The sequence below is a fragment of the Chitinophaga arvensicola genome (assembly GCF_900110835.1).
Taxonomy (GTDB): Bacteria; Bacteroidota; Bacteroidia; order Chitinophagales; family Chitinophagaceae; genus Chitinophaga; species Chitinophaga arvensicola.
This window is the reverse complement of record NZ_FOJG01000001.1, coordinates 291,680-311,415: the sequence shown is the minus strand read 5'-3', so window position 1 is coordinate 311,415 and position 19,736 is coordinate 291,680. Positions and strand designations below refer to the sequence as shown.

Genomic DNA, 19,736 nt, shown 5'->3' with positions numbered 1-19,736 from the left:
ATAAAAAAAACACCTCATGGGTTTTCATTTCCGTCGTTTCAGATTCGCCATGGCAATAGCGCTTAATATGATCGCTACACCCAATATCTGCAGGGGGGACACGGCTTCGTGCAGGAAAATGGTCGCCGCCAGCATGGCCACGGGAAGTTCGGCGGCGCTCAGGATAGCGCCCAGCGATACGCCTGTTTGGGGCATCCCCTTTGAAAATAGAAAAGGAGGGAGCACGGTCCCGAAAAGGGCCAGCGGAATTCCCCAGATCCAGAGACTGGTGCCCGTAAAACGGCCATTAAACAGGTACAGAGGAGGAAATATCAGGGTAATGAGTACAAAGGCGCCGGTAACAATCCAGGCACTTTTCAGCACTGGTCCCAGGGAAGCACCGATACGGCCGCTCACTACAATAAATACGGTATAACACATGGCTGCCAGCAGGCCAAAGCCTATTCCTTTCCAGTTCAGTTCCGTATGACCTGCGTTGAAAACACCTCCGGCCAGCAGGGTACCGCCCAGAATAAAGAATACTGCCAGCCATTGTACCGGAGATGGACGCTTTTTATAGATCACCCATTCTGCCAGCATACTCATCCAGGTAAACTGCATCAGTAATATAATGGCCACACTGGCCGGGATATATTGTACACTCTGATAATAAGTAATGCTCACCAGGCCTGTGGAACTGCCCAGGATAAAACAAGTACGGGCTTCCTTATTGGTTAAGCCCACCATCTTTCTGCCGGAAATCAACTGGATGATCCATAGCGCCACCATGCCGAAACCGGCCTGTACGCTGCATAACTCGCCTAATGTATAGCCTTCCTGGTAACCTGATTTAACGATCGTTGATAATATCCCAAAGCTGCATGCGCCGAGCAGCACAAGCAGTATGCCTTTCCACATAACCAATTGTTTTAGTGTGAGTGCGAATGTAGGCGAATTTTGTCTTACGCAGGTTCATCCTGCGTAAGACAAAAAACAGCGGCTACTTCTTTTTCTTTTCCAGGTTCGGAAGGAAGGCGGTGAGGATACCTATTAAAGGCAGGTAAGCACACACTTCATATACATAATTGATGCTGGTGGCATCTGCCAGGCGGCCCAGCAGGGCAGAACCCACACCGGCCATACCAAAGGCCAGTCCAAAGAACAAACCTGCAATCATGCCCACTTTACCGGGTACCAGTTCCTGTGCATACACCAGGATAGCGGAAAAGGCGGAGGAGAGAATAACACCAATGAATACACTGAGTATGGCGGTCCAGAAAAGTGTGGCATGAGGCAGCAACAAAGAAAATGGCGCTACACCGAGTATAGAAATCCAGATCACATATTTACGTCCGATCCGGTCGCCCACAGGACCACCGATGAAAGTACCCGCAGCTACGGCAAACAGGAAAATAAACAGGTATACCTGTGAAGCCTGTGTAGAAATATGGAAGCGATCCATCAGGTAAAAAGTATAGTAGCTGGTCATACTGGCCATATAGAAATACTTGGAGAAGATCAGCACCAGCAGGATACCCAGTGAGAACACTACCATAGGGGTGGATAACGTATGTTTTTCCAGGTGTGCGGCAGCTTTTTTAGGCTTAATCCGGTCGGTGTTGCTCAGATACCATTTGCTGATATTCAGCATCACAAAAATGGCCAGTAGCGCTGCTACGGAGAACCAGATTACATGAAACTGTCCGAAAGGAACAATCACCATAGCGGCCAGCAACGGGCCGAGGGAGCTGCCGGCATTACCACCTACCTGGAACAGCGATTGCGCCATCCCGTGTTTACCACCGGAGGCCATGTGCGCCAACCGCGATGCTTCCGGATGAAACACTGCAGAGCCAATGCCTACCAGTGCCACAGATACCAGTACCATCGGGAAGTTGTGCGACATCGATAAACTGATCAGTCCAATCAATGTGAAACCCATACCGATTGCCAGCGAATAAGGCTGCGGTCTTTTATCGGTGTACAGGCCTACCAGTGGCTGCAACAGCGAAGCCGACATCTGGAAGGTGAGGGTAATTAAACCTACCTGTGTGAAATTCAGTCTGAGGGAATCCTTTAATACCGGGTACATCGCCGGAATGAGCGATTGTAAGGTATCATTCAGGAAGTGGGTGAAACTTAAAGCCAATAGGATGGACAGCACCGTTTGTTGTGCTGCCTGATGTGCGGCGGCTTTGGGCTGTTCTTGTAATGTTGTTTCCATTTCTGTTCTTTTAAGATCAGATCATCTGATGTTTAAGGGTAAAAAAATTATCTGTTGTGCTCACTGATTCTGGTTGCCCAAACCAATGCTTTTTTCGGATCTTTATCAATCACCGCCTGTAACAATGCATCATGATAATGCTGCGTGGCGATAAATGTATCAGTGTTTCCAAAACGTTGCAGGAAGGACTTTTTCAGGTGTTCTGCCACCGTTTTGTAGAGGTCCCGCATAATTTCATTTTTGCCGGCTTCCGCCAGGGCATTGTGGAAATTGATATCAGCCTGAACACAGAGTTCGAACTGGTTATTGCAGGCATATGCAAAACGCTTCTTCAGAAACCCCTTCATTTTTTCAATGTCCTTGTTATTGCGGTGAAGCGCGGCTTTCTCTGCAATCTTTACTTCCAGCAGGAAACGTACCTCGTTGAGATCCTCAAAGTCGGCCCGTTGCAACCGCTGCGACAATGCCTCACCGGTGCCGGAGAGCGACTGTACAAACGTGCCAAGTCCCTGCTGTACCCGTACCAGCCCCCGGTGTGCCAGTATTTTCACGGCTTCCCGTACACTGGACCGCCCTACGGCAAACTGGCTCATTAACTCCGGCTCTGTCGGAAGCTGTTGTCCTACCGCGTATTTACCCGACGCAATCAATTCCTGCAGACGGTCTGCCACTTCCTCAGCAAGACTGAGACGTTTTAAGGGAGAAGTATTTGTATTCATCATATCATCTGATGTTTGCAAAGGTAATAGATTTTTACACTTTTTTATTTTTTTTCGGAGGATGTGGCACGCGTGGTGACTTCATCGCATCGTAAACGCGCATCGTAGCGGATTTATGCGCGGATTACTTTTTTTAACACGCTCATCATTTTCTGCTTTGCCGACTGTGGCAATAAGTTTATTTTGCCAGATTGCTTATTAATATCAACTGCTATATGAGAAAATTGATTTTATCATTATCCTTATTCATTACTTTCCGCGCCTGGGCCCAGGACGCATTGCCATACCAGACCCCTCCAAAGAGCATCCTGGAACTGGCTATGGCCGCGCCTTCACCATCAACGGACTTTAATAGTATAGGAGACGTGATGCTTGTGATGGAACGCACCAGTTATCCAACGATTGAGGAATTGTCACAACCGGAATACCGCCTCGCAGGCAGCCGTATTAATCCGGCCAACTTCGGCCCAAGCCGCGCGGGTTACGTCACTGCCATCCGGATTAAAAACATCAAAGGCAATAAGGAATACCCGGTTACCGGTATCCCTGCCAACGCACGTATCGGCAATATCAGCTGGTCGCCTTCGCAAAAAAGCATCGCTTTTACCATCACTGATAAGGAACACATTACTTTATGGAAAGCAGATGTAGCCAGCGGTGTAGCAACTCAACTGAGTACCCGCCGGCTCAACGATATCACGAATTCCGCGTTCACCTGGATCGATGATAACCGTATCCTCGCGCTGGCAGTGCCTGCAGCGATAGGCAGCGCACCGGAAAAGCCACTGGCGCCGGAAGGTCCCACGGTACAGCAGACAACCGGAAAAGCAGCACCAGCTGCTACTTACCAGGATATGCTGAAAAATCCTTACGATGAAAAACTGTTTGATTACTACTTTCAGTCAGAACCTGTTATCATCACTGGTAAAGATGAGCAGGTCATTGGTAAGCCGGCGATCTATGTTAACATCACTCCGTCACCCGATAACCAATACCTGCTGGTGCAAAGTCTTCACCGGCCTTATTCCTATCTTGTAGGTGCCGGCCGCTTCCCTACAGAAGTGGAGATATGGAAAACCAACGGAGAACTGGTGAAGAAAATGGCCAGCAATCCGCTGGATGAAGTGCGTCCTAAAGGCTTTGACGCTACCAGCAATTATCCGCGCCGTTTCGCATGGCGCCACGACGCACCAGCTACTATCTGGTGGGTGCAGGCCCTGGACGGCGGCGATCCTAAGAAAGACGTGCCTTTCCGCGATGTGGTCAATATCCTCGCCGCACCTTTCACTGCAGCATCGCAGGAATTGGTGAAAACAGTGAACCGTTTTGATAATATCACCTGGGCAAACGCCCAACTGGCGCTGGTATCAGACGCGAACAGTTCTCAACAAAAAATTAGACTCAGCCGGATCAATCCTGCAAATCCTGCACAGGCGCCTATTACACTGATAGACCGCTCTGAAAATGACCGCTATAATGATCCGGGTACTCCGGTAATGGTGAAAAACCAGTACAACCGCTCCGTGTTATACGTGTCGCCCTCGCAGGAATTACTGATGACGGCTCCCGGTGCTTCTCCGGAAGGCGATCGTCCTTTCCTGTCTGCCTTTAGTTTAAAAGACAGTAAACAACGCATTCTCTGGCGCTCCGCTGCTCCTTTCTATGAGCAGGTGGCCGATGTAATCGATCCTGCTAAGCTCGTAGTGGTGGTGGCACGTGAATCGGTAACATCTCCCGTAAACTACTACCTGCAGGACCTGAAAAAGAAAACATCCGTGGCACTCACGGCGTTTCCGCATCCACAACCACAATTGAAGGGTGTCCGGAAACAACTGCTGAAATACAAGCGCAAAGATGGGGTAGACCTCACCGCCATGCTGTATCTGCCGGAGGGTTACGATCCTGCTAAAGATGGCCGCCTGCCGGTACTGATGTGGGCATATCCCCGCGAATACAAATCTGCCAGCGATGCCGCACAGGTACGCGGTTCCGCCTATAAATTCACCCGTGTAAACTATGGCTCCCCGATTTTCTGGGTCACCCGTGGTTTTGCGGTGATGGATGCCACCGAAATGCCTATCGTTGGAGAAGGTGATAAAGAGCCGAATGATACTTTTATTGAACAACTGGTGATGAACGCGGAAGCCGCCGTTGGCAAGATCACCGACATGGGGATCGGCGATAAAGACCGTATTGCAGTGGGTGGCCACTCTTATGGCGCTTTTATGACGTCTAACCTGCTGGCACATACGAATCTGTTTAAAGCCGGTATCTCCCGTAGTGGTGCTTATAACCGTACGTTAACACCTTTTGGTTTCCAGAACGAACAACGTACCTACTGGCAGGTACCGGATGTATATTACAAAATGTCACCGTTTTCTTATGCGGATAAGCTGAAAACGCCGATTCTCCTGATCCATGGCGAGGCCGATAATAATTCCGGTACTTTTCCCATTCAAAGCGAAAGACTGTACAACGCCATTAAAGGCAATGGCGGTACCGCGCGCCTGGTGTTCCTGCCACAGGAAAGCCATGGCTATGCTGCAAAGGAAAGTATCCTGCACATGCTGTGGGAAATGGACGAGTGGCTGATGAAGTACGTAAAACAATAAGATTGTTCTGAAAATTTATGTGATGATCTATCCCGGATCATCACATAAATTTTCATCATAAGTAAAAAGTACCATTAAACCCCCTAATACCACAACCCCGCTTCGCCCTTCCTTTGTACCTTTGTGTTATCATGTCAAAGGCGCTCATTCCAACATACGATATCTGTTCTCTGGCTATGGGAAAGCCGGCATCTGAAGATATACTGGTAGCCCGGTTTTCTGAATACCTGGCGGCTCATAAAGACATTCATTTTCCGCACCGGCATTCTTTTTACCATCTGGCGTTTTTTACTGCCGGCGGTGGAAGTCATACGATCGACTTTGAAAGATTCCCGGTAAAACCAGGCCAGTTGTACTTCATGGTACCGGGTCAGGTACATAGCTGGTTCTTTACCGGTAAAGTAGAAGGTTATGTGATGAATGTATCCGCCGGATTCTTTAATGCCTTCCTCCAGGATGCCGACTATGTGGAAAGATTTCCTTTTTTCAGCGGAGTGAGTGCAGAAGGAGTGGTACAGCTCCCGAAAGCCGCTACCCCGGTGGTTACCGCACAGTTTGAAGGTATGCTCCAGGAAATGAACGGGGAAGAAGCATACAGCCAGGATATGTTACGTTTGAAGGTGCTGGAGATGTTTATCCAGGTAAGCCGTGCCAGCAGGCAGGAAGCGGCTAAACAGGAACCGCCGCACAACTATGTATTGCTGCGCAATTTCCGCAAACTGGTAGAACAGCATTACATGCAGCTACGGTTACCAAAGGAATATGCCGCCCTTTTGTACGTGACGCCCAATTACCTCAACGCATTCTGCCGGCATATGCTGGGAAAATCAGCCGGAGAAATTATCCGTGACCGGATCCTGCTGGAAGCAAAAAGGTTATTGATCAATGCAGATATGAGTATCGCGGCTATTGCCTATCAGCTCAATTTTGCAGACAACTCTTACTTCACCAAGTTTTTTAAAAAATACGCAGGAACGACACCGGAAGAATTCCGGAAAAATATATCCTGATAAATCTTCATTATATGTGTGCAGATAAAAGTAATGTAAAACCCAGCCTGCTGAAAAGCCTGTTGGGAAACAAATGCGCCCGTTGCAGACGTGGTTCTATTTACACCACTAAGAACCCCTACGATCTGAAGAACTGCCTGAAAATGCCCGAAAAGTGCCCTGTTTGCGGTCAGCAGGTGGAAGTGGAGGTTGGATTTTACTATGGAACCGGTTATGTGAGCTATGCGCTGTCTATCGCGGTGTGTGTGGCTACGTTGATTGCCTGGTGGCTGTTTATCGGCTTCTCTATCTACGATAACCGGATCTTCTGGTGGCTGGGTGTGAATGCGCTGCTGCTGGTAATAATGCAACCCTTGCTGATGCGCTGGTCCCGTACCATCTGGATGGCCTTTTTCGTGTATTACGATGAAAACTGGCACCAGGGTCCTCCGGAAGGCACCGGAAGGTCTAATCCTACTTTTAAGAATGCCATATAGGACGTTTCGCGTTAAATAGTGTTAATGACGGATCAGCAGAGAGAACAAACGGAATAGTTATCCGTTATAATCTCTGAGATCCGTCATTAACATTTGTAAGGTATGAGTAAGCGCATGGTTGTCTTTTGGTTATTGTGCCCGCTTCCTATTGTTTCTTTGCAGGCACAAACAACCGCCCCCAAAAAAGAGATCAACGATCAATGTCAGTCGTGGATATCCATGAACAGTACTTTCCGTCTCAGTGATCACTGGGGCGCTATCGCGGATATCCATATCCGGCGGAATAATTTTGTATCGGATCCTAACTTCTATTTCCTGAGAGCCGGTGGTGGTTACTGGCTTAACGACAATCTTTCTTTTATTGTGGGCTATGGCCATATGTGGCTGGCGCCGTCGGCACCTGGTGGTAGCACCTGGTCCAATGAAAACCGGTTATACGAACAGATTGCCTACGCCAGTAAAATAGGAAAGGTGAGTATACTGAACCGTTTCCGCGATGAACACCGGTGGCGGGAAGTGGTTACGAACGATAAATCTACGGGCGACTACGCCTTCAGCAACCGGCTGCGGTACCTGATCAGTCTTGGTATCCCCGTGTCTTCCAACAAATGGGTACCCCAGATCAGTATCGCCAATGAACTGGCCGTGCAGTTTGGCAAAGCAATTGTTAACAATACCTTCGATCAGATCCGCCTGTTTGCCGGTATCCGTCAGAGCATTGGCAGCGGATTTGCTTACGATTTCGGGTATATGCTGCTTTATCAGCAGAAAGCTTCCGGTTACCAGTACGACCGGAACCATACGATCAGACTATTTTTCTATTATAACCTCGACAGGGGAACGAAAAACAGGAATAAGGTAGTGCCCCTGATGTATGAAGATGAATAAATCGTTATATTGTATAACTATTTAGCCCCTTGTTCCGTTTGTAGCTTTTACTAACATCAATGATTATACGATGATGTTTTTCAGACAGCCCGGGAAATTTTTACTTTGCTTTATGGTGTTGTTGTTAAGGATGTCCGATATATGGGCGCAGGATAGTATTGCCGCCACATTACCGGTGCAGTGGACATTGCAGCAATGTTTTGATTATGCCCTGAAAAATAATATCCAGTTAAACAGCTTGCGCCTGAGCCGCCTGAGCACAGAGCAAGACCTGCTGCTGTCGAAAGCCGCGAAGCTGCCCAATCTGAATGGAACCGTTTCCCAGAACCTGGATGGTGGTAAAACAGTGAACGCAGCCGGTAACTACCCTTACAATGTCAATACGAACGGTAACTACTCCGTTAACTCCAATGTTACCCTTTTCCAGGGAGGCTATCTCAACTACGATATTAAACAAAAGAACCTGCTCACACAGGTGGCTGGCCTCAATATCGCGCAACAGGTGAATGATATCACCGTATCGATTACCCAGGCCTATCTGAACATCCTGCTGGCCCGTGAAAATATTGTGTATGTGAAAGATGTGGTGGCCACCTCCGAAGCACAGGTAAAACAAGGACAGCAACAATATGATGTAGGCAGCATCGCACTTATTAGCCTGGTACAACTGCAGTCGCAACTGTCGAACGACCGGTATCAGCTCATTACTGCGGAAAATCAGCACCGGCAGAATAAACTGGTACTGAAACAATTGTTACAGCTCCCCAGCAGCTACGACTTTGAAATACTGGAACCGGATACACTTATTACCAATACCCGTTTGTATGCATTGCAGGAAGTACAGGATTCTGCACTGGCTAACAGACCGGAAATAAAAAGCAGCGAACTGGGTATCCAGGTATCCAACCTGGACCTGGCGAAGGCCAAAACCGGCTACCTGCCTACATTGTCCGCCGGCGGCGCACTGGGGGCTGCTTATAATAGCGGAAACTCCAATACGGCTTATTTCAAGCAACTGGATAATAGTTTTTATCAGCAGATAGGACTCACATTGTCGGTGCCTATTTTCACCCGTCGGGTCGTGAAAACAAATGTGGAAAAAGCGAAGATAGAAGTGGATCAGTCGAAACTGGTGCTACAGGATACAAAAACGAATCTTACACAAACTATTGAACAGTCTTACATCAATGTGCTGAACGCGCAATCGCAGTACGATGCGGCGGTGGAACAACTTAAATATTCACAGGAAGGCTACCGGATTGCCAGCGAACAGTTGAAAGTGGGTGCAGCCAATATTGTGGTATTCCTGCAGCAGAAGAATTTATATGTACAGGCGTTACAATCTTATATACAGGCGAAATACAATGCTGCTCTGAATATCAGGATCTATGATTTCTACAGGGGCATACCGGTAAAACTATAAATGCAATTGAGGTATGAAGAAGTATAAAGGTGTTATCATAACGGTGGTGATTATACTGCTGCTGGTGGCGATCTGGTTTTTCTTTATCAGGAAGAAAGCAGAGCCGGTGCGGTTTGAAACCGCAAGACCGGAATATGGACATATAGCCACCACCGTTACGGCTACAGGAACCATACAACCTGTAGATACCGTTGCGGTAGGTACACAGGTATCCGGTACGTTGAAGTATCTCTATGTGGATTTTAACAGCCAGGTAAAGAAAGGACAGCTCCTGGCGGAGCTGGATAAGGATCTTTTCCAGGCACAGGTAGATCAGCTGCGGGCTAACTTACTGGTAGCACAAACCAACCTGGAATACCAGAAAAATAATTTCCAGCGGCAGGAACTCCTTTATAAAACCGGCGCCATCAGCAAAGCGGATTATGATATTGCAGCCAACCAGATAGGTCAGGCAAAAGCCAACGTGGCCAGCGTGAATGCTCAGTTGTCATCCGCATTAAAGAATTTCTCTTTTACAGAAATACATTCGCCGATAGATGGGGTGGTGCTCAACAGGAATGTAAGCGTTGGACAAACGGTGGCAGCCAGTTTCAATACGCCCACGCTGTTTGTGATCGCAAAAGATATTACCAAAATGCAGGTAGAGGCCAGCGTAGACGAAGCCGATATTGGTAACGTAAAAGACTCACTTCGTGTAACCTTTACCGTTGATGCTTACCTGGAAGATGTATTCAGTGGCCATGTACAGGAAATCAGGCTGCAACCCTCTGTTTCTTCTAACGTAGTTACCTATAATACCATTATCAATGCACCCAATGATAACAAGAAGCTGAAACCTGGTATGACGGCGAATGTGACCATTTATACTGCAGAGAAAGATACCGCACTGCTGTTACCGGTAAAGGCGTTGAAGTTTATCCCTGATTCGATGCAGCTGAAAGATTATGTGATAGAGAGCGCCGTACGCAGAACACACGATAATAATGCACAGACAAAAGATACTACCGGTGGGAAATTCAAGAGTACCAGGCGTATTGGTTCCTCCAATTACGTTTGGGTATTGCGTGGTGATACGCTGGTGCAGAAGCATGTCAGAACCGGACTGAATGACAATACGCATATAGAAGTACTCTCAGGACTAAACGAAAATGATGTGGTGGTGCTGGGGATCAGCAGTGGTGGCGCTGTAGCCGCCGCTGGTGGAAATTCCAGTCCGTTTTTACCAAAAATGGGAGGGCGAAGACGATGAGCAGCAACAAGATATTGGAATTACAGCAGATCAAGCGTGAGTTTGTAATGGGCACCGAAACAGTGCGTGCATTGAAAGGCGTATCCTTCGATGTGTTTGCAGGCGAATTTGTAACGATCATGGGCAGCAGCGGTTCCGGCAAAACCACGCTGCTGAATATTCTCGGCTGCCTCGATAAACCGACCTCCGGTAACTACCTGCTGGATGGAGTGAATGTGAGCAACCTCTCGCGCAATGAACTGGCGAGATTACGCAATCACAAAATCGGATTTGTATTCCAGGCATATAACCTGCTACCGCGTACCTCTGCATTGGAGAACGTGGAATTGCCACTGTTTTACAATCCGGAACTAACGGTGAAAGAGCGCCGCGACCGGGCATTAGGGGCTTTGCAGGCGGTGAAACTGGGCGATCGCGAAGATCATACGCCCAGCCAGCTTTCCGGCGGACAGCAACAACGCGTAGCCATTGCCAGGGCACTGGTGAACCAGCCCGTGATGATCCTGGCAGACGAAGCCACCGGTAACCTCGATACCCGCACTTCCTACGAAATTATGGCGCTTATGCAGGAACTGAATCAGCAGGAAGGAAAAACCATTGTGTTTGTAACGCATGAACCGGATATCGCGGCTTTCAGCAGCAGAACGGTGATGCTGCGCGATGGCAAAGTAGTGAAAGATAGTAAAAACGAAAACGTACGCTCGGCCAAAGAGGCACTGGCAGCATTGCCTCCGGCCGAAGATTATTAATCAACCCGATACAATGAGTGCGATCAATCTCATCATGATAGCGTTAAAGGCCCTGCAGCGCAATAAGCTGCGGGCATTCCTGACCATGCTGGGAATTATTATCGGCGTGGCTGCCGTGATCGCCATGGTGGCTATCGGGCAGGGCTCCAAAGAGAGTATCCAGTCGCAGCTCAGCAGCATGGGGTCCAATATGATTACCATTCTCCCCAGTAGTAACGTGGCAGGTGGCGTAAGGATTGGCGGCGAAAGCTTTCAATCGCTTACCATAGTGGATGTACAGGCTATCCAGCGGAACGCGGAGTATGTAAGCGCTGTATCGCCCGTGGCCTCTACTAAAGGACAGGCTATTTATGGTGCGCTGAACTGGCCTACTTCGCTCCAGGGCGTAGCGCCTTCTTATTTCGATATCCGTAAGCTCACTATCCTGGATGGGGTTAGCTTCTCCGATGCGGATGTGGCCACTGCGGCTAAAGTATGTGTACTGGGGCAGACAGTGATCAAGAACCTGTTTCCCAGCGGCGAAAGCCCGGTAGGGAAGGTGATCCGCCTCGGCTCTATTCCTTTACAGGTGATAGGTACGCTTGAAGCAAAGGGGCAAAGCTCCTTCGGTCAGGACCAGGATGATATTATCCTGACGCCCTACACTACTGTGCAGAAGCGCATCCTGGCCACGATCTATTTTCAGAGTATTTATGCATCCGCTATTAGTGAAGGTGCTTCTGAAAAGGCTACCAACGAAATTATTGATATCCTGAGAACCACTCACCGGTTAAGGCCGGCAGATGAAAATAATTTCCAGGTAAGAACCATGGAAGAACTGATCAAAACGTTGAGTTCCACTACCAGTCTGCTTACTATCCTGCTCACCGCTATTGCAGGTATTTCCCTGGTGATTGGCGGTATCGGCATTATGAATATCATGTATGTATCAGTTACAGAACGTACCCGGGAAATCGGATTGCGGATGTCGATTGGTGCGCGCGGTATTGATATTCTGCTGCAGTTTCTTGTGGAAGCTATTATTATCAGCGTAACGGGTGGGATTATCGGGGTAATACTTGGTGTCACTTCTGCGAAGGTAATTACCCTTACGCTTGGATGGCCTACGCTGGTATCTGAATCTTCCATTATTCTTTCTTTCGTGGTATGCGCCTTTACAGGTGTTTTCTTCGGGTATTATCCCGCGCAGGCGGCATCCAGGCTCGATCCTATCGAAGCGCTGCGGTATGAATAGGAGAGCATACACGGATCCATTTAACAATTAATGGGAACGGCAATTCCTATCGCTACCCATTTCAGAAATTCACTTTCCCGCTCGAATTGCACCAGGTTTAGCTGGTGTCCGGTAATATCTTCCAGTGAAAATCCGTCGGCATGTGTTTCTACGGCTTGCCGGGTCGCTATTTCCTGCTCCGTGCTATAATGACCGATGATTTTTTTGAATTCGAAAACGGCACTGTCTGAGGTGTCGTTTGCATGAATAACGGCTACTATAAATTCATAGTCGCCAAACTGCTGCAATGCTGCAATACCGCTGGTTTTGATCTTATAACAGGTGCCTGGTTTCAGTTGCATAATCAGATATTTAGCGCATAAATAAATATACAGAACAATTACTATCTTAACATCATGGAACTTTCGTCTGATAAATTGTGCCTTATACCTGCTACAGCAAAAGATATACCTGCTATACACCGGCTGCATAGTTTGCCGGAAACAGACAGGTTTAACACGTTGGGACTGCCTGCAGATATCGGCGTCACCACCAGCATTGTAAATGGTTGGTTGAAAGAGGAAGGCCAGCAGGTATGGTGCATAACGTTGAAGGATACACGTGAATTTATCGGTCTGGCCGGTATGGTGTTTAAACCAGTCCGCTTCAATAGTGCGGAAATATGGTATAAACTGGATGTGGCACATTGGGGAAATGGTTACGCAACTGAATTAGTAGGGGAATTGCTGTCATATGCCTTTGATACACTGCGGTTGCACCGCATGGAGGCGGGGTGTGCTGTTGAAAATACTGCTTCTGCGCGGGTGCTGGAAAAATGCGGTTTTCAGCTGGAGGGGCGCAAGCGTGAGGTACTTCCTATACGTGGTGCCTGGGTAGACAATTTTATGTATGGTATTTTATCCGGTGATTACCAGCAAGCAAAAAGCCGGTAGGTTTCCCTGGCCGGCTTTCGTTATAACGGTTTAGATATTAATCCTTTTTCTTGTCGTGTATCTGCGTTTTCTTCAGATATACTTTCTTTCCTTTTTCATCTACAATATATTTCCTGTCTTTTTTGTCGATGTAAACAGTTTCTCCATTTGGACCTTCTTTACCTTTAAAGGTTTTATCTGTAATGGTGGAGGCTCCTTTTACGGCAATGGAGGCAGTTTTATTACCTACTTTTTTAGCGGTACTGTCAATGCCTTGTGCAAACAAATGTTGGCCGGCCAGTGTTGCTGCTACGCCGATGGCGGCAGCTATTAAAAATTTTGGAGTTTTCATATCACTACTTTTTTAATTTAAAAAATGATTGCTTTGTGAACTTGATAATTCAACAATAATGCCATTGGTTTTGTTATTGAAATACAAGTGCTTATAAATAGCTATAAGCGTCACTATGGGGGAGCATACCGGGGATTTTCCCCTCTTTGGGTCATTTTATTTTCGTATATTCATGTCCGGTAACCCTCTGCCTATGAAGTCAACGAAAGGTCTGTATCTATCTGTTCCTACACCTTGTGAGGAGAATTGGCAAAACATGTCGCCCACAGCGACAGGGAAGTACTGTGTTAACTGCAATAAAACGGTAGTTGATTTCTCCTTATTAACAGACACGGAAATTTTTACTGTTATCCGTAACAGTAGGGGTAGTGTTTGTGGTCATTTTAGCGTAGATCAATTAGGGAGATGTATACCGGAGCCGGTAGCTCCCCGGTCGCAATTGTTGCCCGTGGCACTTATCACGGCGGGGCTGACTGTTGGATTAGCTGAACATGGTTTTTCGCAGGCAAGAGACCGGGAGCGGAAGGAAATAGAAACGGTTTCCATGGCGCAGCCTGTTTCTGCGGATGATCCCAGCCTGCCATTGTCTATACCCGCAAGCGCTACAGTTACACCTGACACGGTTGTTCAGCTTCCGGAACTGGTCGTAACGGGGGGGACGAAGAGAACGGAAATGGTTACCGGGGCCATATGCGTAGGGATTTCCTCTCAGAAAGTATTCTACCGCGATTATGAACCTATGTATTATTCCGGTCGGCACCTGATGAATAAACTCCTGCGGAAAAAGAAGCGTTCTTCGTTGTAAATAAACTTTTTTGGCCGCCGCATTCTTGAGTATACCTCTTTACAAACTTCGGCGGTTAAGCCGTCATTTTCCCTATAAATAGCTTCCGGCCTGCCTGTGTCTGAACGCTTCTCCCGGTAAATTTCTTCCTAAAACAATAACCGGCTTTATAAAAACAACTTCCGGACTGCCCGTAGTCCGGAAGTTGCGCCCGTGTAAATAAATAATCAGTTTCCCCAGAACGTATTCTCCTGATGTATATCCGCCGCATATATTTTTGCTGCAACGATTTTACCATCCTTCACCGTGTATACGTCTACGTTATCTGTATGTAATTCTGCACCAGGTCTGGATGCTTTCCAGGTGAGTGCTACAGATGCCTGATCTCCGTTTACCGCGATGGTTTTAATATCAGATAAGGTCATGCTATTCTGTGATACTTCGAACATGCCGCCTACCATCTGGAATACTTCTCCGCTTGATTTTTTTGTTCCGGAAAACCGGTTGCTGCCGGTTGGTCCCAGGTGATTTCGGGATGTAACAGGACGCCTAATTTTTCGAGGTTTACCTGTTGTACTGCGTTTACGAATTCGGTCACTACCTGTAATGTGTGCTGTTCCATTTTTATCATTTTTAGTTGTTGATGAATTGATAATGCAAAGCTACTCCGGCACATACCTTTATCATTTACCTTTACACGACAATTGCTTACCATTTGACGACAGGCTCATTTTTATATCCGGAAGCCGGGATATCTTTATCATATGAAACAGCTCATCTTAAGTATGATCGCTTACGCGGTACAGCGGGATGTAAATGCAGCTCAGCTTTGCAAACTGGCAGGAATTGACCTGGCGGCGTTACGGAAGTCGCACGCAGCGCCTGTAACCGCACAGCAGTTGCAGGATCTCTGGCTCAATGCCGGTCGCCTCACGAACGACCCACTGTTTGGATTACATTTTGGCGAATCCCTGCAGCCCGCAGCGCTGGGCATTGTGGGGGAAATTATACAAAGCAGCGCTACAGTAGGGGAAGCGCTCACCCATGCTGCCGCATTAACGCACCTGGTAACGGATCAGTGCCGGATGGAAATAGCACGCAGTGCGAAAACATTTATGGTACGACTGTTACCCGCAACAGATCATGGCGCCACGCCTCCGTATGCTTTCCGTCAATTGATAGAGGTGTTGATGGTAATGGTGATCCATGAACTGGACGGCCTGCTGTTGCAAAAAATTGTGCCGCAGGCGGTACGATTAGCCTACACCGTGCCTGATCCCGCCGAATATGAGCGCGTTTTTCGTTGTAAGCCCTCAAAACGGGCCGGAGAATATGTGCTGGTATTTGACAACAGGTATTGGGAAGAACCGCTTTTAACGGCCAATTATGAGCTGCAGAACCTGTTGCTGCAAAAAGTGAGCAGTTTACCCAAAACTTCCGATCAGCCACAAACCCTGCAAACCCGGATTTACAACTACCTGCTGGCTAACTCTTACCTGGGTGTATCCTCATTGGACGATATAGCGGCCAATTTCAATATAAGTCCACGTAGTCTGCAACGAAAGCTAAAGGAAGAAGGGGTAAAATACCAGGATATTGCGGATGCGGTGCGGCATTCACTGGCGGTGTATTATATCGGTGCTGGTAATTATGCGTTAAAAGATATTTCCTGGATGCTTGGTTATAACGAGTTGAGTGCGTTTACAAGGGCTTTTAAGCGTTGGACAGGTAGTTCGCCGTTACAGTATCAGTCATTGTAGTTCAGGAAGGTATCTTTATGTACGATTCCCCATTTCTTTACAAAAATATATTCTCCCTTATCCAGGGCACTGAGATAGTCTTGCAGCCATTCTTCGAAAGACGCGGCTACAATGGCGCGGTGGCTGTCGTCGTGCCAGAGGGTAACGATTTGTCCGTGTTTGCCCTCGGGTGCCGGATCCAGGTCTATACACAGGTGGTTACCAAAGCCATCGCTGGTAAAGGGGATCCACAAAGGATTCCACCAGTCGTGCCGGATACCGGTGTCTGGTGTGGATAATACGGGTTCGTCATGATAATTGAAGGTGCCTGCGTCCAGCAGGTCTTTCCAGTGATGCCACTGGGTGATAATATCTTCCACACTCAGTAACTGATCAGCATCTACGAGCCCGGCCCTGGCTTTCTGTTGTCCGTTGTGAATGGCATAAAATGCTTTGAAAGAGTCCGGCATGGCCGTTCCGATCAGTTTTTCAAGAGATTCCACCGCTTCAAAAGTAACGCCGGGATGGAGGATGTTCAGCAGTCGGGGGGCATGCTGTTTCATCCAGTTCTCCCATCTGAGCCAATATTGCTGCATATGGTATGGGTTTTAACGACTATAAAGATGTGAAATTTAATCAATAAATTTATTCATTCCCACTGCATGTTTTTTATAAGCTAATTATCAATAATTTTGTAGCTCTTGGAAAGAGTACAACATCATTAAAAGTAAATAACTCCTTTATGGCACAGTTACCTAAATTTCTGATTGCAGACGATCCTGTAACAGATCCGGAAAATGAATATATTTTTCATACCGAGAAACCCCGCTTCTTTGCCAAACGGGTAGAAGAAGATGAAGAAACTGCCTACATCGATATCGTTCATGAAATCGATAACGTAGAAGAATTCTATAAAAATACACCGGAGAAGAAACAGGAACTGCTGGAGCAGCTGGAAGACTGGTACTACTCTTACATGGAGTGGCTGGAAGACGATGGAGAAGAAGAAGAGGACGAAGAATAGTCCCTCATCAAATTATTAGAAAATCGCCTGCATCATGCAGGCGATTTTTTTATGCGTTTAATTATCCTGGAGTTGTAATTCTTTCCGGTAAGCAGACGGATTTACCCCTTTGTATTTCTTGAACATCCTGTTCAGGTGGCTTTCGTCCGTAAAGCCCAGCTCATCGGCTATTTCCCCTACCCGCATACTACTATATTGTAACCTTGTTTCCACCAGTTTCAGTTTATACTGGGTGATATATTGCTGTAAACTATCCCCGTTATTACGCTTGAAATACTCGCTGAGATAAGTTGGTGAAATATTAAAATGCGTTGCAATCTGCTCTGCACGCAGTTTCTCCGGCGTGTAGATATTTTCATGTATGTAATGCAGTATATTCAGGGAAGCATCCTGCTTCGCGGGGTGTTTGGGTTGCTCCGGCATTTGCAGCAATATATTCCGGGCAATCACCATGATAATCGTATTTACGATCTGCTGGGCCATTTCCCGGTGATATGCCTGCTGATTGACCAGCTCGCGGATCAATGCTTCTATCAGTGCTTTTACCAGCGGTTTGTCGTTTTTGTTCTTCAGGATACAACCGGGCATATGGTTGGTATTCTGAAAAATGAATTCCAGTTGCTGGATCCAGTCTTTTTGCTGATTTTGAAGGTAGATGTTATTGAAGCGGATAAAGAAGAACTTGGTGGATTCCTTCACATCAAACGAGTGGCAGTCCTGTGGCATCACCAGGAACAGTTTCCCCGGGCTGTAGGGCAGTTGGTTTTTGTTTACACACTGCATGCCAGTGCCTTCCACGACATACACAAGTTCAAAGAAATTGTGTTTATGCGGATCTATCGGGCACTCCGTGCATTCCCGGTATTCTATCTCAAAAGGCTGATATAAGTTCTCTTGCAACATACCTGCAAAAGTACAGAATGATCCTAAAAAAGTACAAATTATTTGCCGGCTGCCGGTTGATCTTTGCTTTACAAAATTCACTCAAATGGAAAATAACGCCATCGTATTCCTTTTACTCCGCCTGGCCGTAGCTGCCAGTATGTTTGGCCACGGCCTGGTACGACTGCCCAAACTCAACGGCTTCAGCGCCTGGATGGTGAAAAGCTTTGAAAAGTCCATGCTGCCCGACCTGATGGTAGTGCCTTTCAGCTATGCTTTGCCAATCGCTGAATTTGTTATCGGGCTATTGCTGTTACTGGGTTTATTTACCCGTGTATCCCTGATCGGTGGCGGAGTTGTAATGGTATTACTGATTTTTGGTTCTGCCATGATAGAAAACTGGGATCCCATTCCTTCCCAGTTGATTCATGCCGCCTTTTTCGGCTTGCTGCTGGTCTTTATCCAGTATAACACCCTCTCTGTTGATCATCTCATAAAAAAATAATGGCTACAAGAAAAGAATTTCTGAAAACAGCAGGCCTGGTAGGCCTGGCTGGTATGGTACGCCCCGGCACTGTGCTGGCGCAAACAGCAGCTCCAAAGCAAAGCCCTGGTTGGGCCGACGGCTCCCGCCTGGTTGTATCCGTATCTATGCAATTTGAAGCCGGTGGCCAGCCGGACAGGCCCGAAAGCCCGTTTCCGCAAAACCTGCTCAAAGGATACAAGGATCTTCCCGCTACCACCTGGTATGAGTATGGTTTTAAGGAAGGGATTCCCCGTATGCTGGATAACTGGGACCGGCTCGGTGTGAAAGTGACTTCCCATATGGTTGGCAGCGCCGTGGAAAAACATCCGGGCCTGGCTAAAGAAATCGTGCAACGCGGACACGAAGCAGCCGCTCATGGCCGCGACTGGTCATCACAATACATGCTGCCCTATGAGGAGGAAAAGCAATTTATCAAAGATGGTATGGAAGCCATCAGGAAGGCTACGGGCGTTACACCGGTGGGATATAATGCCAACTGGCTGCGCCGGGGCGATAATACCCTCAATATTCTCCAGGAACTGGGCTTCCTGTATCATATCGATGACCTGAGCAGGGACGAACCGTTTATTATTAAATTGAATGGGGGCGACTTTGTGGTAGTACCCTACACCTTGCGCTGTAACGATATTCAACTGGTAGCCGGTCAGTGGTTTTCTACCGACCAGTTCCTCCAACAGATCAAAATGGAATTCGACCAGCTGTATGAAGAGTCTGCCCGTCGCAAACGGATGATGTCTATCAGCTTCCACGACCGCATAGGCGGTACGCCACAGCTGGTAAAGGCCACCAGTGAACTGTTTGCCTATATGCAAAAGCACGCCGGTGTGGTGTTCAAAAGAAAAGACGAGATCGCAAAAATGTCGTTGGCCGATAAGAATACCATCAGGGAGCAAGCATAAGTAACATTATTATTTTGTCCGCCGGAACAAGGAAG

General features: G+C 47.5%; 23 protein-coding genes. 14 read left to right on the top strand and 9 right to left on the bottom strand.

All coding sequences use genetic code 11. The annotated features are described in order from the left end of the window. Positions 1-24 precede the first annotated feature (24 nt). The 3 genes from BMW79_RS01330 to BMW79_RS01320 form a co-directional block, all read right to left on the bottom strand. Entirely contained in the window at positions 25-897 is an 873-nt protein-coding gene (locus BMW79_RS01330; RefSeq protein WP_089889519.1) for an EamA family transporter, read from the bottom strand. Between the two features lie 82 nt (positions 898-979). Further along, the gene (locus BMW79_RS01325) at positions 980-2,203 is read right to left on the bottom strand and encodes an MFS transporter (RefSeq protein ID WP_089889516.1); all 1,224 of its coding nucleotides are present in this window, start codon (positions 2,201-2,203) and stop codon (positions 980-982) included. Positions 2,204-2,250: 47 nt separating this feature from the next. Continuing rightward, on the bottom strand, positions 2,251-2,925 hold the full coding sequence (locus BMW79_RS01320) for a FadR/GntR family transcriptional regulator (protein WP_089889513.1): 675 nt from the start codon (positions 2,923-2,925) through the stop codon (positions 2,251-2,253). 212 nt (positions 2,926-3,137) lie between these two features. Between BMW79_RS01320 and BMW79_RS01315 the strand changes: the two genes are divergently transcribed. The 8 genes from BMW79_RS01315 (at position 3,138) to BMW79_RS01280 (ending at position 12,563) form a co-directional block, all read left to right on the top strand. Next, positions 3,138-5,534, top strand: a complete 2,397-nt coding sequence (locus BMW79_RS01315; protein WP_089889510.1) for a S9 family peptidase — start codon at positions 3,138-3,140, stop codon at positions 5,532-5,534. 131 nt (positions 5,535-5,665) lie between these two features. Further along, positions 5,666-6,544 (top strand): helix-turn-helix domain-containing protein, encoded by an 879-nt coding sequence (locus BMW79_RS01310; RefSeq protein ID WP_089889507.1) that lies wholly within the window; start codon positions 5,666-5,668, stop codon positions 6,542-6,544. 14 nt (positions 6,545-6,558) lie between these two features. Next, positions 6,559-7,020 (top strand): DUF983 domain-containing protein, encoded by a 462-nt coding sequence (locus BMW79_RS01305; protein WP_089889504.1) that lies wholly within the window; start codon positions 6,559-6,561, stop codon positions 7,018-7,020. A gap of 102 nt (positions 7,021-7,122) precedes the next feature. Continuing rightward, positions 7,123-7,908 (top strand): DUF2490 domain-containing protein, encoded by a 786-nt coding sequence (locus BMW79_RS01300; RefSeq protein ID WP_089889501.1) that lies wholly within the window; start codon positions 7,123-7,125, stop codon positions 7,906-7,908. Between the two features lie 130 nt (positions 7,909-8,038). Beyond that, entirely contained in the window at positions 8,039-9,331 is a 1,293-nt protein-coding gene (locus tag BMW79_RS01295) for a TolC family protein (protein WP_245752347.1), read from the top strand. A 13-nt stretch (positions 9,332-9,344) separates the two neighbouring features. Then, the gene (locus tag BMW79_RS01290; protein ID WP_089889498.1) at positions 9,345-10,580 is read left to right on the top strand and encodes an efflux RND transporter periplasmic adaptor subunit; all 1,236 of its coding nucleotides are present in this window, start codon (positions 9,345-9,347) and stop codon (positions 10,578-10,580) included. Further along, positions 10,577-11,329 carry an ABC transporter ATP-binding protein gene (locus BMW79_RS01285; RefSeq protein ID WP_089889495.1) on the top strand — a complete coding sequence of 251 codons (753 nt, stop codon included), beginning with the start codon at positions 10,577-10,579 and terminating at the stop codon, positions 11,327-11,329. The genes BMW79_RS01290 and BMW79_RS01285 overlap by 4 nt, the downstream gene beginning before the upstream one ends. Positions 11,330-11,342: 13 nt before the next feature. After that, positions 11,343-12,563 (top strand): ABC transporter permease, encoded by a 1,221-nt coding sequence (locus BMW79_RS01280; RefSeq protein ID WP_089889493.1) that lies wholly within the window; start codon positions 11,343-11,345, stop codon positions 12,561-12,563. 20 nt (positions 12,564-12,583) lie between these two features. Here BMW79_RS01280 and BMW79_RS01275 read toward each other — a convergent pair whose 3' ends face one another. Then, positions 12,584-12,904 carry a hypothetical protein gene (locus BMW79_RS01275; protein WP_089889490.1) on the bottom strand — a complete coding sequence of 107 codons (321 nt, stop codon included), beginning with the start codon at positions 12,902-12,904 and terminating at the stop codon, positions 12,584-12,586. 54 nt (positions 12,905-12,958) lie between these two features. On the opposite strand from BMW79_RS01275, the gene BMW79_RS01270 reads away from it, so the two are divergent. Next, positions 12,959-13,495 (top strand): GNAT family N-acetyltransferase, encoded by a 537-nt coding sequence (locus tag BMW79_RS01270; protein WP_089889487.1) that lies wholly within the window; start codon positions 12,959-12,961, stop codon positions 13,493-13,495. Positions 13,496-13,532: 37 nt separating this feature from the next. Here the strand turns inward: BMW79_RS01270 and BMW79_RS01265 are convergent, their stop codons facing one another. After that, positions 13,533-13,826, bottom strand: a complete 294-nt coding sequence (locus BMW79_RS01265; protein ID WP_089889485.1) for a hypothetical protein — start codon at positions 13,824-13,826, stop codon at positions 13,533-13,535. A 448-nt stretch (positions 13,827-14,274) separates the two neighbouring features. Here BMW79_RS01265 and BMW79_RS33670 point away from each other — a divergent pair, with 448 nt between their 5' ends. Beyond that, complete coding sequence (locus BMW79_RS33670) at positions 14,275-14,631, top strand: hypothetical protein (RefSeq protein WP_143059043.1); 357 nt, start codon at positions 14,275-14,277, stop codon at positions 14,629-14,631. A gap of 206 nt (positions 14,632-14,837) precedes the next feature. Here the strand turns inward: BMW79_RS33670 and BMW79_RS34060 are convergent, their stop codons facing one another. Both BMW79_RS34060 and BMW79_RS34055 read right to left on the bottom strand, forming a co-directional pair. Further along, positions 14,838-15,059 (bottom strand): nuclear transport factor 2 family protein, encoded by a 222-nt coding sequence (locus BMW79_RS34060; RefSeq protein ID WP_218150266.1) that lies wholly within the window; start codon positions 15,057-15,059, stop codon positions 14,838-14,840. Between the two features lie 5 nt (positions 15,060-15,064). Further along, on the bottom strand, positions 15,065-15,232 hold the full coding sequence (locus tag BMW79_RS34055; protein ID WP_218150265.1) for a hypothetical protein: 168 nt from the start codon (positions 15,230-15,232) through the stop codon (positions 15,065-15,067). 142 nt (positions 15,233-15,374) lie between these two features. Here BMW79_RS34055 and BMW79_RS01250 point away from each other — a divergent pair, with 142 nt between their 5' ends. Next, entirely contained in the window at positions 15,375-16,370 is a 996-nt protein-coding gene (locus BMW79_RS01250) for an AraC family transcriptional regulator (protein WP_089889479.1), read from the top strand. On the opposite strand, the gene BMW79_RS01245 is transcribed toward BMW79_RS01250, so the two are convergent. Next, a complete protein-coding gene (locus tag BMW79_RS01245) occupies positions 16,358-16,945 on the bottom strand; it encodes an SMI1/KNR4 family protein (protein ID WP_089889476.1) in 588 nt (195 codons plus the stop codon). The two genes, BMW79_RS01250 and BMW79_RS01245, sit on opposite strands and share 13 nt — an antisense overlap. 146 nt (positions 16,946-17,091) lie before the next feature. On the opposite strand from BMW79_RS01245, the gene BMW79_RS01240 reads away from it, so the two are divergent. Beyond that, the gene (locus BMW79_RS01240) at positions 17,092-17,373 is read left to right on the top strand and encodes a hypothetical protein (RefSeq protein WP_089889473.1); all 282 of its coding nucleotides are present in this window, start codon (positions 17,092-17,094) and stop codon (positions 17,371-17,373) included. A gap of 57 nt (positions 17,374-17,430) precedes the next feature. Here BMW79_RS01240 and BMW79_RS01235 read toward each other — a convergent pair whose 3' ends face one another. Continuing rightward, the gene (locus tag BMW79_RS01235; RefSeq protein ID WP_089896738.1) at positions 17,431-18,276 is read right to left on the bottom strand and encodes an AraC family transcriptional regulator; all 846 of its coding nucleotides are present in this window, start codon (positions 18,274-18,276) and stop codon (positions 17,431-17,433) included. An 85-nt stretch (positions 18,277-18,361) separates the two neighbouring features. Here BMW79_RS01235 and BMW79_RS01230 point away from each other — a divergent pair, with 85 nt between their 5' ends. Next, positions 18,362-18,760, top strand: coding sequence for a DoxX family membrane protein (locus BMW79_RS01230; protein ID WP_089889470.1), 399 nt, complete (start codon positions 18,362-18,364; stop codon positions 18,758-18,760). Beyond that, positions 18,760-19,701: a polysaccharide deacetylase family protein gene (locus BMW79_RS01225; protein ID WP_089889467.1), complete on the top strand. Its 942-nt coding sequence runs from the start codon at positions 18,760-18,762 to the stop codon at positions 19,699-19,701. Before BMW79_RS01230 ends, BMW79_RS01225 begins: the two co-directional genes overlap by 1 nt. Positions 19,702-19,736: the final 35 nt, after the last annotated feature.